Genomic DNA, 15,661 nt, shown 5'->3' with positions numbered 1-15,661 from the left:
CGACCGCCTACCGCGATTTCACGATCTCGGATCATTTTGCTTACAAATGTGTGCAAGCATACTCAATGTGCCCGCAAATGTTCACAAGGGGAATTGGGTAGCGGCGGTCGCCGAAGCGGTACGCCGGGAATTGGCAAGCCATGAAGCAACGCCGACTGAGGTCGCGGCGATGCTGGGGATGAGTCCTGAAGCACTGCTGCGACGCCTCGATGCCTCGGAGCCCTTCGACGTCTCCGAATTGGAGTGGATCGCGGGGTTCCTGGGCATCGATGTGCACCGCATATTCGACAGTGCCGCGCTCATCCAGGGGGAGGGCGGTGCTCGCTGATCCTGCCCCGTGGGGACAACCGGCGCTCGGCACCGACCGAGCGCCGCCATCGAGCCGCCTCGACGCACGTACTCCCCCGACGTGCGGCGAGGTGCGCCGCACGCCTCCGCGGCGAGCGGCACCGGAAGGGCCGTGTCCGCGCATCCGAGTTATTCCCCAGCTCCGCGCAGGCACGGCCCTTCCCTGGGTATCGACGCATCGCAATTACCGCTCGCACGCCTAGACTGGATGGGTTATGGCTCATCTCCTGGGGGCCGAGGCCCTGCACCTCGAAGTTCCGACCAAGACCGTGTTCGACTCGGTGACGCTGGGGGTCGCCGAGGGCGATCGGATCGGCATCGTCGGTCGCAACGGCGACGGCAAGTCCAGCCTGCTCATGATGCTGGCCGGGCGTCGCGAACCCGACGACGGGCAGGTCACGATGCGCAGCGGCACCACGATCGGGGTGCTGGATCAGGCCGACGTCTTCGAAGACGGCGCGACGGTGGGGCACGCGATAGTGGGTGACCGGCCCGAGTACGAGTGGGCCGGCGACTCGCGCACGCGCGACGTCATCGCCGGCCTCGTCGGCGACCTCGACTGGGAGGCCCGGGTCGATGCGCTCTCGGGCGGCCAGCGTCGCCGTGTCGCACTGGCACGTCTGCTGGTCGGCGACCATGAGGTGCTCTTCCTCGACGAGCCCACCAACCACCTCGATGTGGAGGGCATCGCCTGGCTCGCCGAGCACCTGAAACGCCGCTGGCCGAAGGGGCAGGGCGCACTGCTGGTCGTGACGCACGATCGCTGGTTCCTCGATGAGGTGTGCAATACGACGTGGGAGGTGCACGATCGCATCGTCGAACCGTTCGAGGGTGGGTACGCCGCCTACATCCTGCAGCGCGTCGAGCGGGATCGGCAGGCGGCGACGATCGAGCAGAAGCGGCAGAACCTGGCGCGTAAGGAGCTGGCCTGGCTGCGCCGCGGCGCGCCCGCCCGCACCTCGAAGCCGAAGTTCCGCATCGACGCCGCGAACGAGCTGATCTCCGACGTCCCCGAGGTCCGCGACAAGGTCTCACTGCAGTCGATGGCCGTGCAGCGCCTCGGTAAAGAGGTCGTGAACCTGCTCGACGCCGGCGTCTCGTACGGGGATCGGGTCGTCCTCGAAGGCATCGAATGGCGGCTCGCTCCGGGAGAGCGCACTGGCATCCTCGGTGTCAACGGGGCGGGCAAGTCGACGCTGCTCGGTCTCATCTCGGGCGACGTCGAGCCGACGACGGGGGATGTCAAGCGCGGCAAGACCGTGAAGGTCGCCACGCTCACCCAGCGCCTCGACGAACTCGAGGAGCACCTGAATGAGCAGGTGCGGGTCGTCATCGGCCGTCTGCGCACGAGTTTCACCGTGGGCAGTGGGTCGAAGGCCCAGGAGCTGACCCCGGGGCAGATGCTCGAGCGCATGGGCTTCACGAGCGCGCAGCTGTCGACGCCGGTGAAGGATCTCTCGGGCGGTCAGAAGCGACGGCTGCAGCTGCTGCTGATCCTGCTCGACCAACCGAACGTGCTGATCCTCGACGAACCGACCAACGACCTCGACACCGACATGCTCGCCGCGATGGAGGATCTGCTCGACTCGTGGCCCGGCACTTTGATCGTGGTCTCGCACGACCGGTACTTCCTGGAGCGCGTCACCGACCAGCAGTACGCGATCCTCGACAGGCGTCTGCGGCATCTCCCCGGGGGAGTGGACCAGTACCTCGAACTGCGGGCGGCTCAGGATCGTGCAGCGACGGCGGGTCCGTCTCGCTCTGCGGCGGGAGTGGACTCCTCCGGTCATTCTGCGGACGCGAAGCAGGTCGCGGAATCCAACGCCGCCCTCTCCGGTGCTGAGCGCCGTGCAGCCGAGAAGGAGCTCGTCGCGGTTGAGCGCAAGATGGAGAAGTTGCAGGCCGATGCCGCGAAGGCGCGCGCCGGGCTCGCCGATCTCGACCAGAGCGACTACGCGCTGCTGAACGCCGAGATGGTGAAGATCACGGCGCTCGAGGACGAGGTGGCGGCGCTCGAGGACCGTTGGTTGGAGCTGGGCGAGCTCATCGGGTGATTCGCTCAGTTGTTCGCGAGCGATCCGATTCTCTGAGAGCGCTCGCCGCAGCCTCGATTATCATGCGTCCATGAGCATCAGACTCGAGAACGTCGGCATCGCGGTTCGCGACCTCGAAGCGGCCATCGCCTTCTTCACCGATCTCGGCCTCACGGTGCTGGGGCGCGATACGGTGAGCGGCGAGTGGGCCGATACCGCGGTCGGCCTCGACGGCAATCATGCCAGGATCGCGATGCTCCAGACACCTGACGGCCACGGCCGGCTCGAGCTCTTCGAGTACATCCACCCCGACGCGATCGAGACGGAGCCCACGCTCCCCAATGAGATCGGCATGCACCGAGTCGCGTTCTCGGTCGACGACCTCGATGAGGCTCTGGAGATCGCGGCGCGTCACGGCTGCCGCCCGCTGCGCGGTGTGGCGACTTACGGGGACGTCTACAGACTCACCTACCTCCGCGGACCCAGTGGCATCCTCGTGATGCTCGCCGAGGGGCTGAACCGGGGGTGACGATCCCGCTTCAGGGGCGCTGAGTCACGGGTGCGAGGCCGCGAGCCACGATGACCGAAGTGATCGTACCGGCGGCGAGGATGCCCGCGAGCACCACGATCTGAAACCGGCCGGCCTCGATCGGATCGAGACCGCCGAAGATCGCGCCGATGAAAGCGCCCGGCAGCGTGACCAATCCCGTCGTCTTCGTCTGATCGGTCGACGGCACGAGCGCTTCGCCGATGGCGCGCCTCGCGAAACTGGCGGTCGCTTGGCGCGGGGTTGCTCCGAGGGCGAACCAGCCTTCCACCTCGTCCCAGTGCTCGTCGATGCCCTCGTGCACGCGCCGGGCCGCGAGCGTCGCCACGGTCATCGAGTTGCCGATCAGGATCCCGCCCAGCGCGAGCAGATAGCGCGGCGCGAGGTCCACGGCACCGCTGGCGAAGATGATGACGAGCGTCGACGCGACGCCTGCGAGCATTGCCGAGGCGATGATTCCGAACCGCCGCCATCCCCAGGAGATGCGCCGGGCGCTGGTCGTCGAAGCTACCGAGAACATCGCGGCGAGCGCGATCCCGACCCACAGCGGATCCGTGATCACACCCGTGAGCACGATGCTCAGGGCGGCGAGCTGTAGGCCGCCGCGCAGCACTGCTAGGGCGGGGACCCACCAGCCGCCCGCGCCTGCGTACCGCAGCACGACCGCTGCGAGGGCGACGAGCAGTGCGATCCCCATCAGGGTCGGGATCGAGTCGACGAGATGGTTCATCGTCGGGGGAGCGGGTCGCCGGTGGTCACGTGTCCATCGTAAGCGCGTAGGCGCGGGCGCTCGGGATCGGCGGGCTCGGTGCGCCGGATCGCGCGAACCTCAGCGGGCTTCGGCCTCGAGCTGAGACGCGACGGCGCCCAGCACGGCATCGGGGGAGGCCGCTGCGTCGTAGACCGCGACCAGGACCCGCTGGTGCGCGCCCTCGGCTGAGAGCCAGCGATCGTAGAGCGCCAGCAGTCTGCGCAGATCCCGAACCACGGCCCGAGGCGCATCGGAGACCCGGTCGCGCAGCCAATCGCGCAGCGTCGCGTTGTGCACCGCGACGAGCGACGCCGCGAGCGCCGATGCCACCCAGTCCGGCGTCGCGGGCTGCTGCACACGGCGGATGTATCGCGCGAACACCCGCTCGTAGCGGTGCGTGATCACCAGTTCCCGGTCGCGCAGCGCCGGCGTCTCGCGCATCAGCTCGAAGCGCAGACGGGCGGCCTCGGGATCGCGCACCAGCAGACGCAGCACGTCGGCCGTGCCCTCGGCCAGAGCATCCGCGGGGGAGAGCTCGGTGGAGTCCAGGGAGGCTCCGAGCTGTGCGAGGGCGTGGTCGTGATCGGCGAAGATCACGTCGTCCTTGCTGCCGAAACGGCGGAAGAACGTGCTGCGGCTCATGCCCACCGCGTCTGCCAGGTCGCCGGCCGTGGTCGCCTCGTAGCCCTGCTCGGCGAGGCGGCGGATCGCGGCAGTCGAGTTCTCGTGCTCGTGCGGCGCGGAGACGGTCGGGGGCTTCGCTGGCATACGCCGACGGTAGCACATTTCACCGAAATGGCACGGAGTCCCATCGTATGAAGTGCTGAATTGATGAAGCATGAGGGGTGATGTATCCGGGGATCACAGCTTGACATGAGACGCGGTCTCAGTCATGCTCGAAACACGCGCCGACCCGGCCACCGCAGTGGCACGAGAATCCGACGGCGCGGGGAGGATCCGCAATGTCTCAGCACAGCAAGTCGCCCGTCGCACTCGGTACCCAGGAACCGGAATACGATTTGTGGGAGCCGATCGACCCCGACGTCGCGGGGGTGTTCCGCGGCCTCTCGGCCGACGACCTCGCCTACCGCGATCGGGCACGCGAATTCGTGCAGAACGAGGTGCGCCCCGTGATCGCCGGGATCTGGGATCGTGCCGAGTACCCGCTCGACCTCGCGAAGCGGCTCGGCGACCTCGACCTGCTGCGCGACGGCATCGAGGTGCCCGGCTTCCCCGAGCAGAGCCTGCTCGCAGCGAGCCTCACCATGATGGAACTCTCGCGCGGCGACGGATCTATCGCCACTATCGTCGGGGTGCAGGGCGGCCTTGCGATGCGATCGATCGCGGAGTGCGGCTCCGAGGAGCAGAGGCAGCGCTGGCTCGAACCGATGGCGCGCGGCGCCGAGCTCGGGGCCTTCGCCCTGACTGAGCCCACCCACGGCTCCGACTCGGTGAGTCTCGAGACGCGGGCCGAGGCTCGCGACGGCGGCTACGTCATCACCGGCCACAAGAAGTGGATCGGATCGGGAAGCGTGGGCAGTATCGCGGTCGTCTGGGCGCGCGGCGACGACGGGCAGGTGCAGGGGTTCATCGTTCCGCAGGATTCTCCGGGCTATCGTGGCACCACGATCGAGGGCAAGATGTCGCTGCGTGCCATCTGGCAGGCGCACATCGAACTCGACGGCGTCGGCGTGCCGGCATCCGCCAAGCTGCCCGGCGCCCGCAGCTTCAAGGACACCGCGCGGGTGCTGCAGGCGACGCGCCTCGGCGTCGCCTGGGGAGCCCTCGGCCAGGCGACCGCCGTCTACGAGACCGCTGTGCACTATGCGAAGCAGCGCGTGCAGTTCGGCCGACCGCTCGCCGCGTCTCAGATCGTGCAGGCGCGACTCGCCGAGATGCTCTCGCAGCTCACCTCGCTGCAGACGCTGCTCATGCAGCTCACGCGAGCCGAGGAACGCGGCGAGCTCTCCGGGCCCGGCGCATCGCTCGGCAAGTACACCGCGACCCGCACGGCTCGGGCGATGGCCGCCAACGCGCGGGATCTGCTCGGAGGCAACGGGATCCTGCTCGAGAACCGGGTGGCCCGTCACTTCGCCGACATCGAGGCGCTGCACACCTACGAGGGCACCGAGACGGTGCAGGCGCTCATCATCGGCCGCGATATCACGGGGGTGTCGGCGTTCGCTTGAGGGGCGGCGGGGCTGACCCCCGAGCGTCATCCTGCATCCGTGCCGTTCAGTGCGCCGGACTCGAAACCGAGCCACAGCAGAGCGCGGTCGGTCGGGTCCGAGAGTGACACGCCGAGCACTCGCTCGACCTCGGCGAGTCGGGCGTTCAGCGTCTGGCGGTGCAGGCCGAGTGCGGCGGCGGCGCGCTCCAGCGCCCCATTCACGGAGAGGAATGCTCGCAGCGGGCCGAGCAGGCGCTCGGCCCGGGCCGGCTCGAGGTCGGTGATCCGGAGGCGCCAATCCGAAAAGACCGGTGCTTCGCCGCTGCTGCGGAACCAATCGCCCATGAGTTCCAGATGACCGAGCTGGTCGGCGCTGAGTACCAGGGCTTCCCGGTGGAACGCCGTTGCCTCCTGCGCTCGTCGGGCCGATGCGCATAGCTCACGCAGAATGCCGGGCTCCCGCGTCTCGCTGATACCGGCGCTCCAGCCCGTGAGCATACTCGCTTCCCGGGTGAGGAAGCGCTCGACCGCCGGAGCCGCCCGGTTCGCCGATACGGTGGGGAGTATCAGATAGAAGCCGTCGTCGACGGTGCTCAACAGCGGCGCGGCGGCCGGGATTCCCTCGGCCAGCTCAGCGGCGAGATAGGACTTGAGCAGGAGGCCGGCGGCCGGCTCCCGAACCCGGGCGTCCCTCGTCTCCGGGGTCGGAGCGAGAAAGACCGCCGTGCACGCCTCGGTGCCCGAGAAGAGCACCTCGAAGAGTCGGGCGTCCGCCGTCAGGCGGCCGGTGATCGCCTCGGAGAGCAGCTGCTCGCGCAGGGAAGCGGCAAGACCGGGCAACGCCGCGGTATCGCGCGAGAGATCGATGAAGGTGGCGAGAGAACCGATGAGTCCCTGCTCCAGAGGGGAATAGCGCCGAGGGCGCGCCACCGCGATCGGTGAGCCGGCGGTGCTTTTCAAGTGCACGAACAATCCGCCGATCGACGCACTACCGGTCGAACGGCCCGAGGCGATGTGGCGCGAGAGCTCCGTGCTCACCATCTGCCGTTCGCGGGCGCCGAGCGCGATACCGTCTCCGGCTGTGCGGAGCGCGCCGTCGGGTGCGATCCAGAGCACGACGGCTTCGAGCTCCCGTGCGAGGTATCGGAGCGCCTCGATCTGCTGAGCGGGGGGCGCCTCTGAATACGCGATGCGCTGCTGGACTTCGAGCATGCGTCTCACTTGATCGAGCTGCCGGTCGGCCAGACGGGTCGAGACGAACTCGGAGATGGCGATGTAGGGGGTGGAGAGCGGAATGCTCAGCAGAGGGATCCCGTGCTGGTCGGCAGCGCGCACCCACTCCTCGGGAACCGCCTCGACGATGAGACCCACGCCGAACCCGACCGCGGCGATCTCGCGGCCCGCGAGCGCGGCGAAGAAGTTGTCGAGTTCCTCGGGCGTTCGCTCAAGCAGTCCGGTCGTCAGCAGGAGCACGTCCCGTGTCAACCAGGGGCTCGGATCGCTCACCTCTGCCACGTGCACCCGGGAGACGGGCCGATGGAGGGAGTCGTGGCCCGTGACGCAGGTGAGGGCGAGCGATCGGTTGGAAAGAAGATCGGCGAGCGTCGGAGCCATATTCACGATGATAGTGAATATTGAGATTGACATTCACGATATACGTGGTTGTTTCATTGTGGAGCACCCGTGAGGCTGGGACAGAACACCGCATCGGACCGAGACGACCACCTTACGGAGGAGACCGCATGATCGCAGCAGCCCGCCAGTTCGAGCTCATCGGAGCGCCCTTCGACGGCGCCTCCACGCTCGGGTTCCCCGGATCGCGGTACGCTCCCGACCGCATCCGTCACGCGCTGGGCTGGATCACCCAGCGTGTGGAGGGAGGAGAGGTCTTCTCGCTCGAAACGGGCGAGCTCCACCCGGCTCCGGAGCTCATCGACGGCGGCGACGCGGAGGTCGTGGCTCACGATCTCATGACCACACTGGATCGCACGGCCGACCGGGTGGCCGCGACAGTGCGTGAGGGGCGCGTACCCATCCTGCTGGGCGGCGACGACTGCTTCCTCTACGCGGGTACGCGAGGACTGCACGATGCCACCGAGGGAAGCGTCGCCGTGATCCACTTCGACGCCCATCTCGACGTCATGGACGCCAATGTGCAGCAGGGCACGCACAGCCAATCGAGCGGTATGCGGCGCTCTCTCGAGCTCCCGCGCGCGAGTACCGCGCACAGTATCCAGGTCGGTCTCCGGCATTTCAACTTCCCCTCGTCGCGACGATACCTCGAAGACTCGGGGCTCGCTCGGATCACCGCTGAGGAGTTCGCGCGCATCGGCACCGACGCGGCGGTGGATCGGATCCTGCGTCGCATTGCCGGTGCCGATCACGTGCACTTCTCCTTCGATATCGATGCGATCGATCCGGCGCACGCACCCGGGGCCGGTGCGCTCGAACCCGGCGGGCTGACCTCGCGTCAGGCGATCGACGCGGTGGCGGCGCTCGCTCCGCACTGCGATTCGTTCGCGGTGACCGAGGTCAACCCGATGACGGATCATCAGGACATGACCGCGACGCTCGCGGCATACCTCTGTTACTACTTCGCCGTGTTCGGGCAGCGACGTACCGCTCCCACGGCCGACTGACATCCGTGCTCAGCACGGCGGCACCGATCCTGCGGGCCGGCCCTGCTCGGCCGCCCCAGTGCCATCCATCATCGTCACAGACAAAGGAGTTCCGAGATGACCGAACCCGCTGCCCCTGAGAGCACGACGCTCGATACAGGGACCATCAACGTGGTCCGCAAACGAGAGCTGCGCAGGGCCGTACGGGGCACCTTCGTCGGCAACATCATGGAGTGGTACGACGTGGGGGTGTTCGGGTACCTCATCGTCACGCTGGGGCCCGTCTTCCTCCCGGAGGCGGATCAGGCGACCCAGGTGATCTTCATGCTCGGCACTTTCGCGAGCACGTACCTCTTCCGGCCTCTCGGTGGCCTCTTCTTCGGATGGCTCGGCGACAAGATCGGACGCAAACGCGTCCTGTTCATGACGCTGACGCTGGTGGCGGTCGCTACCTTCCTCATCGGACTGCTCCCCGGGTACTCGATGATCGGGGCCAGCGCGGCCGTGCTGCTGGTCGCGCTGAAGGTGCTGCAGGGCTTCTCGGCGGGTGGAGAATTCACGGGCGCCCTCACCTTCATCAGCGAGTCGGCTCCGGATCGCAGGCGAGGGTTCTACGCGGCGTTCCTCGACGGGGGTAGCTACCTCGGTTTCGTGCTCGGGGCCGCGATCGTGACCGTGATGCAGGTCCTGTGCGGGCAGGAAGCAATGGAAGCCGGACTCTGGCGGGTGCCGTTCCTCATCGCGGGCCCGCTCGGCCTCATCGCGGTCTACCTGCGGATGCGGGTGGAGGAGTCGCCCCACTTCGCGGCGCTCGCGGCAGAGCGGAGCGCAGATGCGACGGGCCCGCTGAAGGTCAATCCACTGCGCGTCTTCGCGAGGAACTGGCGCCCGATGCTGCTGGTGGTGCTGCTCGTCGCCGCCGCGAACTCGGCTGGCTATGCCTTCACCTCCTACATGCCCACCTATCTCTCCACGGTGCTCGAACACGACGCCGTCCAGGGCAATCTCTTCTCTCTCCCGCTCATGCTGCTCATGGCGTGCCTCATGCCCTTCGTCGGGATGCTCTCGGATCGTCTCGGGCGCAAACCGGTTCTTTTCGCTGCCGCGATCTGGGTGATCGTGCTGGCCTTCCCTGCGTTCATGCTGATCGGAGCCGATTCCCCGGTCGCCATCGTCGGAGGCCTCGCGCTCATCGGTATCCCGGTCGCGCTCTACATGGGAACTCTGGCGTCGACCTACCCGGCGATGTTCCCGACCGCGTCGCGGAACACGAGCCTCGGAGTCTCGTACAACATCTCCATCGCGCTCTTCGGGGGCACCGCGCCGCTCGTGATCGATTCGCTGGTGCGAACCACGGGCAATCCGGCGGCCGCGGCGTTCTACCTGATGGGCATGTCGGTGGTGGGGCTCATCGCCGTTTGCTGCATCCGGGAGACCGCGGGGCAGGCGCTGGCCGGCTCCGAGCCCAATGTGGAGACGGAACTCGAAGCTCACGAACTGCATCTAGCGCGGAGCGCGGCGAACGCGTAGACCTCATTTCTGGCCGCTCGCCCTCCTGCGCCCCGCCCTTGCTCAGAGCGGGAATCGGCTCAGGAACAGCCGGCTCTATGAATGTCGGTGGTTGCTGGTGCAATGGTGTCATGACCGATCAGTACTGCTTCGGGGCCGCGGGTGGGGCCGGCGCGCCGGGGTGCGCGCCCGGGAGTGGTCTGCCGGAGGTATCTTCGGGCGAACTGCCCGACGTGTCTTCGGCCGGCCGGTCGGGGGAGGCCTCGGGTGGGTTGTGCGGGGTGGATGGGGTGGTGTCGTGGTTGGAGCGGTTGGAGTGGCAGCAGCGCCGGGTCGATGCGGGCCGTGCGCGGTTGATCGCGGCCGCGATCGATGAGGTCACGATCGGGGATGCCGGGGCAGGTTTCGGGGGCGGGGCATCGCGGGAGATCCGGTATCGCTCGCTTCGGGCGGAACTGGCGACCGCGCTGGGGGTGGGTGAGTACCAGGTCGAGTCGCAGATGGATCTCGCGTTCCGTCTCACCCATGGGTCCCCAGCGACGTTGTCCGCGCTCGAGCAGGCCGAGGTGTCGCTCGCGCATGCGCGCGTGGTCGTCGACGCGGGGATGGTGATCGGTGCCGGCGACGAGGAGGGGGTGCGCCAGCGGCGGGCGGGGTACGAGGGCGAGGTGCTCGGGATCGCGGTGCGGGAGACGCCGAACCGGTTGCGTCCGATCGCGCAGCGTATCGCCGAGCGCTGGGCCGAGCGCCCGATCGAGACCCGGCACCGGGAGGCGATCGCTCAGCGGTGCGTGCGGGTGGTCGACGGGGACGACGGGATGGCAGATCTGATCGCGCACCTGCCCGCGGTGGAGGCTTATGCGATTCACGACCGGCTCACCCGTATCGCCAGAGCCGCCGAGCGCGGCGCGCGCACCGTACACGACACCGCTCCCCGCCACACGGAGACCGAACCGGTGCCCCGCACCCGGGACCAGGTCCGTGCCGACGCGTTCACGGACCTACTGCTCGGTTCCGACGAGCGCGTGATGCTCGCCGGGTCCCCGGGCGAAGCGATCCGCGCGAGCGTCCAGATCACCGTCCCCGCACACATCCTCCCACCCGGAGACGAGCCCGGCGGCGATCCCGCGGATCAGCGGCACGCGGGGGCGGAGCTCTCGGGGTACGGGCCCATCGACGAACACACCGCACGCGAGCTCGCCGGGCACGCCGACTCCTGGACCCGAGTGCACACCGACCCGACCGGTGAGGTGCTCAGCGTGGACCGCTACCGCCCGAGCGAGCAGATGCGCCGCATCCTCACAGTACGAGACCAGCGCTGCCGATTCCCCGGCTGCAGAGTTCCCACCACTCGCTGCGATCTCGACCACACCCTCGACGCCGCCAGGGGCGGGCCGACCGCGACCGATAACCTCGCTCACCTCTGCCGCGGACACCACACCCTCAAACACCACGGCGGCTGGCACGCCGAGCAGCACTCCCGCGGAACACTCCGCTGGACCAGCCCCACCGGACGCACCTACACCGACCACCCACCGGGGACGGGCCCGTCGCTCGGGTCTGCAGCTCCGCCAGATCCCGAGCCGTTCGCCGGCGCGGACTCCGCGTCAGGTGCTCGGGCGGGTCCCGTCCGATTCAGGGGGTGACCCGCCCCGCCCCGTGGGCCCCGTCTACTCCTCGTCGAGGGGGTGGGGCACCGTGGGCACCGGAGCGGTCAGCGGGCGCCCCTCGCGCTGCAGCTTGCGCTTGCGCAACTGCCAGAGCGCGGTGAGCACGATGAACCACACGGGGGCCGCGAGGAACGGGGGCCGGGTGTCATCGCCGTAGAGCAGGGTGCCGGCAATGAAGACGAAGAATGCGAGCACGAGCCAGGGCGCGATCCGCGAGAGCGGCATTTTGAACTTCGAGGCCGCGTGCCGCTCGGGGAAGCGTCGGCGGTACACGATGTAGCTCACCACGATCGAGCCCCAGGTGAAGAGGATCAGCGTGGCGCACATCGACGACACGAACGTGAACGCGGCGACCACGCCGTCGCCGGCGAAGAGCAGCGGGATCGCGCTGAACAGGAACACCGCCGTGAAGAATACCGACCTCGTCGGCACGCCGCGCGAGTCGGTCAGCGAGAACGCCCTGGGGGCGTGGCCGTCCTTCGAGAGACCGAAGAGCATGCGCGTGCCCGAATAGAGCCCCGAGTTCGCGCTCGACGCCGCCGAGGTGAGCACCACGAGCTGGATCGCGAACGCCGCGAGCCCGAAGCCGGCGGTCGCGAGCGTCGACACGAACGGGCTCTTGTCGGGCTCGATCCGGTCCCACGGGGTGACGCTCATGATGATCGCGAGGGCGCCCACGTAGAAGATGATGATGCGCACGACGATCGAATTGATGGCCTTGGGCAGGGTCTTACGCGGGTTCTGGGTTTCCGCGGCGGCAGTGCCGACCAGCTCGACGCCGATGAACGAGAAGATGCCCATCTGGAAGCCGAGCACGAAGCCGCTCGCGCCCATCGGGAACATGCCGCCGTGATCCCACAGGTGCGTGATCGAGGCGACGTCGCCGTCGGGGTTCTCGAAGCGGGTGAAGATGAGGATCAGCCCGACGGCGATGAGACCGAGGATCGCGACGATCTTGATGATGGCGAACCAGAACTCCGTCTCGCCGAAGTACTTGACGGGCTGCAGGTTGAGCAGCAGGAGCACCACGGCTGCCACGAGTGCGGGCACCCAGCTGGGGATGTCCTCGTTGAACCACTGCACGTACGCGGTGATCGCCACGATGTCGGCGACGCAGGCGATGACCCACGAGAACCAGTAGTTCCACGACACGAAGAACCCGGCCCACGGCCCGAGCATGTCCTTCGCGATGTCGCCGAAGGTCTTGTAGTGCAGGTTCGACAGCAGCAGCTCGCCGAGCGCGCGCATGATGAAGAAGACGAAGAAGCCGATCACCATGTAGACGAAGATGATCGACGGCCCCGAGACGCTGATGAGCTTGCCGGAGCCCAGGAAGAGGCCCGTGCCGATCGCGCCTCCGATGGCGATGAGCTGGAGATGGCGGTTCTTCAGGCCGCGATGCATCTCCTCGGGCGGCGCGGTGGTTTCGGTGGTGGACATGACACTCCTTTGTGCGGTGGCCTTTCGGCCCTGACGGTGTTCGAGGTTACTGGGCGACGACGCGGAAGCTGGCGAGCTCGGGATCGGCGGCGCCCCGCACGTAGCCGGAGGGCGACGCCGCGGTACTGCGCAGGAACCCCACGACTTCCGCCGAGAGCACCTCGCCCGGCATGACGTTGGGCACGCCCGGCGGGTACGCGGCGAGGGAATCGGCCGAGACGCGGCCGACGGCGGCATGGTGCGATACGAGTTCGACCGGGGCGTAGAACGCCTCGTCCAGGCCCATCGCGCGCTCGCACGGAGCGGGCAGCGCGATCGGTCGCTCCGGCTCGACGGCGGCCTCGGGCAACGCCTGCAGCGCCTCCCAGAAGCGGTCGACGTCGGCGGGGGAGGTGGCTCCGATGAGCAGCAACAGGGCCGCGGGCGTCGACAGTTCGCAGTAGATGCGGTGGTCGCGCAGCAGCCGATTGTGGGCGTCATCCCCGGTGATGCCCGCGCCGCGCGTGTCGATCGCGATCTTGAAGGGGTCGTTCGCGATCGCGTCGGGGCTCGCGAGGATGTCGGGGGTGGCGTCGCGGAACCGGCGATCCGCCCGCACCAGCGAACGGATCCGCTCGGCCGAGGCGAGTGCGGCCTCGATCCGGTCGGGCCGCGTCACCAGGTGGCGCCGCGCCTCGTCGAGCGAGGCGAGCAGCAGGCCGCTCGTACTCGTCGACTGATAGGAGCGCACCACGCGGTCCACGAGCGACTCGAGCCGCTCGGCCTGCGGTCCGTGCCCGAGGTGCAGCATCGCCGACTGGGCGAGCGATCCCGCGCCCTTCTGCGTGCTCGAGATCACGAGGTCGGCGCCGAGGCGCGCGGCGTTGGCCGGCAGCTCGGGGTGCAAACCGAAGTGGGCGCCCCAGGCCTCGTCGACGATGAGCGGCACGCCGTGGCGGTGGGCGACCTCCGAGATCGCCGCGATGTCGGCGACGGCGCCGAAGTAGCTGGGGGAGACGATGTAGACCGCGGCGCTCGCGGGGGCGGCGGCGAGCGCGGCCTCGACCTGCTCCGCGGTGACGCCGTGGGAGGATCCCAGCCCCGCGTCGACCGAGCCGTAGACGAAATGGGGGATGAGGCCCGCGTGCGTGATGCCGTCGATCACGCTCGAGTGCACGCTGCGCTGCACGACCAGCTCCGATCCGAGCCCGCGCACGACCGAGGTCGCGATGTGGTTGCAGCCCGAGGCGCCCGTGGTGATGAACCAGGCCCGGCTCGCGCCCCAGGCTTCAGCCGCGAGATCCTGCGCGCGCATGATCGGGGTCCTCCGGCCGGGCGTCACGAGGCGCCAGGTCTCCTGATCCGCGTTGCTGAACAGCATCGGGAAGTCGAGCCGCAGCGTCTCGGCGCCGACGAGATTCGCGACGCCGGGCGCGTTCTCCGCGTGACCGTGGTGTGCGGGTACGTGCAGTCGTTGCCAGTCGTGCCGCGCGAGCGAGCGCAGGGCGTCGGCGAACGGGGTCTCGAACTGGTGTTCAGGGATCGCCGCGGCGGAGTCTCGTGGCGCCGGGGCGTGCGGGGTGGTGGTGGACATGAGCATCAGAGTAGGGATCGGAGATCACATTCGGAATATCAGAAATTTGATCTCAGTGACATATTCTCTAGGGGTGATGAATCTGCAGCAGTTCCGAGTGCTGATCGCGGTGCGCGAGCACGGCAGCCTGACGCGCGCGGCCGATGCGCTCCACTACGGTGTGCCCACCCTCACGCATCATCTCCGCGGGCTCGAAGCGCATCTTCGCGCGAAGCTCGTTGAGAGTGACCGCCGGGGAACGCGATTGACCCCGCTCGGCGCCGCGTTCGCCGAGCGGATCGAGCAGGCGCTCGCGGGTATCGATCGCGCGGAGCGAGAAGTGGTGGATCTGCGCGACGCCGGACTCGTCACGCTGCGAGTCGGTACCTTCGCCTCTATGGGATCGCGGCTGCTGCCTGCAGCGATCTCGGCGCTGCAGCAGCGCAGCCCGGTGCGCGTCGAGGTGATCGAAGCCGAGCCGAGCGAGGTCGCACGGCTGCTGCGAGCGGGGGAGGTCCACGCGGGGCTCGTGTTCGACGCGTCCGCCGATCCCGCGTTCGCGGCTCCCGACCTGGTGCTCGAAACGCTGCTGAGCGAACCCTACGGGGTGATGGTCGCGCGCGAGGGGGAGTGGGCGGCCCGCGAGCAGTTGGACTTCGCCGAGCTCGAGGGTGTGGCCTGGCTCTGCAGCCGCAGCGATGACGAAGCCTCTGACCGGGTGCTGCGCCGCGTCTGCCGTGCTGCCGGCTACCCGGTGCGCGAACTGATGCGAACCGATGACCTCTACATGATCCACGGACTCGTCGAGGAGGGGCTCGGGTTCGCGCTCACGACCGCCGCCAGCGTCGATCCTGACTTCGACGTCGTACTGCGACCGACCGTGCAGGATCTCGGTGAACGACGGGTGGCATTCATGCGCCGCGCAGGCGAGAACGCCGCTGTCGTCTCCTGGCTGGGTGAGGCGTTGCGCGGTGTCGCCGCTGAGAGGGCTCGGCGCGCCCGGCCGTCGAGGCGCGCCTGATC

General features: G+C 68.4%; 13 protein-coding genes. 8 read left to right on the top strand and 5 right to left on the bottom strand.

Going from position 1 to position 15,661, the window contains the following annotated elements:
- Positions 1–178 precede the first annotated feature (178 nt).
- The 3 genes from AC0KXF_RS08525 (at position 179) to AC0KXF_RS08515 (ending at position 2,910) form a co-directional block, all read left to right on the top strand.
- Complete coding sequence (locus AC0KXF_RS08525) at positions 179–328, top strand: hypothetical protein (RefSeq protein ID WP_473108771.1); 150 nt, start codon at positions 179–181, stop codon at positions 326–328.
- 235 nt (positions 329–563) lie between these two features.
- Entirely contained in the window at positions 564–2,402 is a 1,839-nt protein-coding gene (locus tag AC0KXF_RS08520) for an ABC-F family ATP-binding cassette domain-containing protein (RefSeq protein WP_473108770.1), read from the top strand.
- A 70-nt stretch (positions 2,403–2,472) separates the two neighbouring features.
- Entirely contained in the window at positions 2,473–2,910 is a 438-nt protein-coding gene (locus AC0KXF_RS08515; RefSeq protein ID WP_473108769.1) for a VOC family protein, read from the top strand.
- Between the two features lie 10 nt (positions 2,911–2,920).
- On the opposite strand, the gene AC0KXF_RS08510 is transcribed toward AC0KXF_RS08515, so the two are convergent.
- Together AC0KXF_RS08510 and AC0KXF_RS08505 are read right to left on the bottom strand one after the other, a co-directional pair.
- Positions 2,921–3,658 carry an ABC transporter permease gene (locus AC0KXF_RS08510; protein ID WP_473108768.1) on the bottom strand — a complete coding sequence of 246 codons (738 nt, stop codon included), beginning with the start codon at positions 3,656–3,658 and terminating at the stop codon, positions 2,921–2,923.
- Between the two features lie 99 nt (positions 3,659–3,757).
- On the bottom strand, positions 3,758–4,447 hold the full coding sequence (locus tag AC0KXF_RS08505) for a TetR/AcrR family transcriptional regulator (protein WP_473108767.1): 690 nt from the start codon (positions 4,445–4,447) through the stop codon (positions 3,758–3,760).
- Positions 4,448–4,641: 194 nt separating this feature from the next.
- Between AC0KXF_RS08505 and AC0KXF_RS08500 the strand changes: the two genes are divergently transcribed.
- Positions 4,642–5,868, top strand: a complete 1,227-nt coding sequence (locus tag AC0KXF_RS08500; RefSeq protein ID WP_473108766.1) for an acyl-CoA dehydrogenase family protein — start codon at positions 4,642–4,644, stop codon at positions 5,866–5,868.
- A gap of 26 nt (positions 5,869–5,894) precedes the next feature.
- On the opposite strand, the gene AC0KXF_RS08495 is transcribed toward AC0KXF_RS08500, so the two are convergent.
- Entirely contained in the window at positions 5,895–7,463 is a 1,569-nt protein-coding gene (locus AC0KXF_RS08495) for a PucR family transcriptional regulator (protein WP_473108765.1), read from the bottom strand.
- A gap of 128 nt (positions 7,464–7,591) precedes the next feature.
- Between AC0KXF_RS08495 and AC0KXF_RS08490 the strand changes: the two genes are divergently transcribed.
- From AC0KXF_RS08490 to AC0KXF_RS08480, 3 genes are all read left to right on the top strand, one after another.
- On the top strand, positions 7,592–8,488 hold the full coding sequence (locus tag AC0KXF_RS08490) for an arginase family protein (RefSeq protein ID WP_473108764.1): 897 nt from the start codon (positions 7,592–7,594) through the stop codon (positions 8,486–8,488).
- 96 nt (positions 8,489–8,584) lie between these two features.
- Positions 8,585–9,997 carry an MFS transporter gene (locus AC0KXF_RS08485; protein ID WP_473108763.1) on the top strand — a complete coding sequence of 471 codons (1,413 nt, stop codon included), beginning with the start codon at positions 8,585–8,587 and terminating at the stop codon, positions 9,995–9,997.
- Positions 9,998–10,107: 110 nt separating this feature from the next.
- Positions 10,108–11,622 (top strand): HNH endonuclease signature motif containing protein, encoded by a 1,515-nt coding sequence (locus AC0KXF_RS08480; RefSeq protein ID WP_473108762.1) that lies wholly within the window; start codon positions 10,108–10,110, stop codon positions 11,620–11,622.
- Between the two features lie 24 nt (positions 11,623–11,646).
- Here the strand turns inward: AC0KXF_RS08480 and AC0KXF_RS08475 are convergent, their stop codons facing one another.
- Both AC0KXF_RS08475 and AC0KXF_RS08470 read right to left on the bottom strand, forming a co-directional pair.
- Positions 11,647–13,086 carry an amino acid permease gene (locus tag AC0KXF_RS08475; protein WP_473108761.1) on the bottom strand — a complete coding sequence of 480 codons (1,440 nt, stop codon included), beginning with the start codon at positions 13,084–13,086 and terminating at the stop codon, positions 11,647–11,649.
- A gap of 46 nt (positions 13,087–13,132) precedes the next feature.
- Positions 13,133–14,659, bottom strand: coding sequence for an aminotransferase class I/II-fold pyridoxal phosphate-dependent enzyme (locus AC0KXF_RS08470; RefSeq protein ID WP_473108760.1), 1,527 nt, complete (start codon positions 14,657–14,659; stop codon positions 13,133–13,135).
- A 76-nt stretch (positions 14,660–14,735) separates the two neighbouring features.
- Here AC0KXF_RS08470 and AC0KXF_RS08465 point away from each other — a divergent pair, with 76 nt between their 5' ends.
- Positions 14,736–15,659 carry a LysR family transcriptional regulator gene (locus AC0KXF_RS08465; protein WP_473108850.1) on the top strand — a complete coding sequence of 308 codons (924 nt, stop codon included), beginning with the start codon at positions 14,736–14,738 and terminating at the stop codon, positions 15,657–15,659.
- Positions 15,660–15,661: the final 2 nt, after the last annotated feature.

It is taken from the genome of Leucobacter holotrichiae, assembly GCF_055791005.1.
The sequence above is the reverse complement of the archived record's forward strand: the minus strand, read 5'-3'. Positions and strand labels throughout refer to the sequence as shown.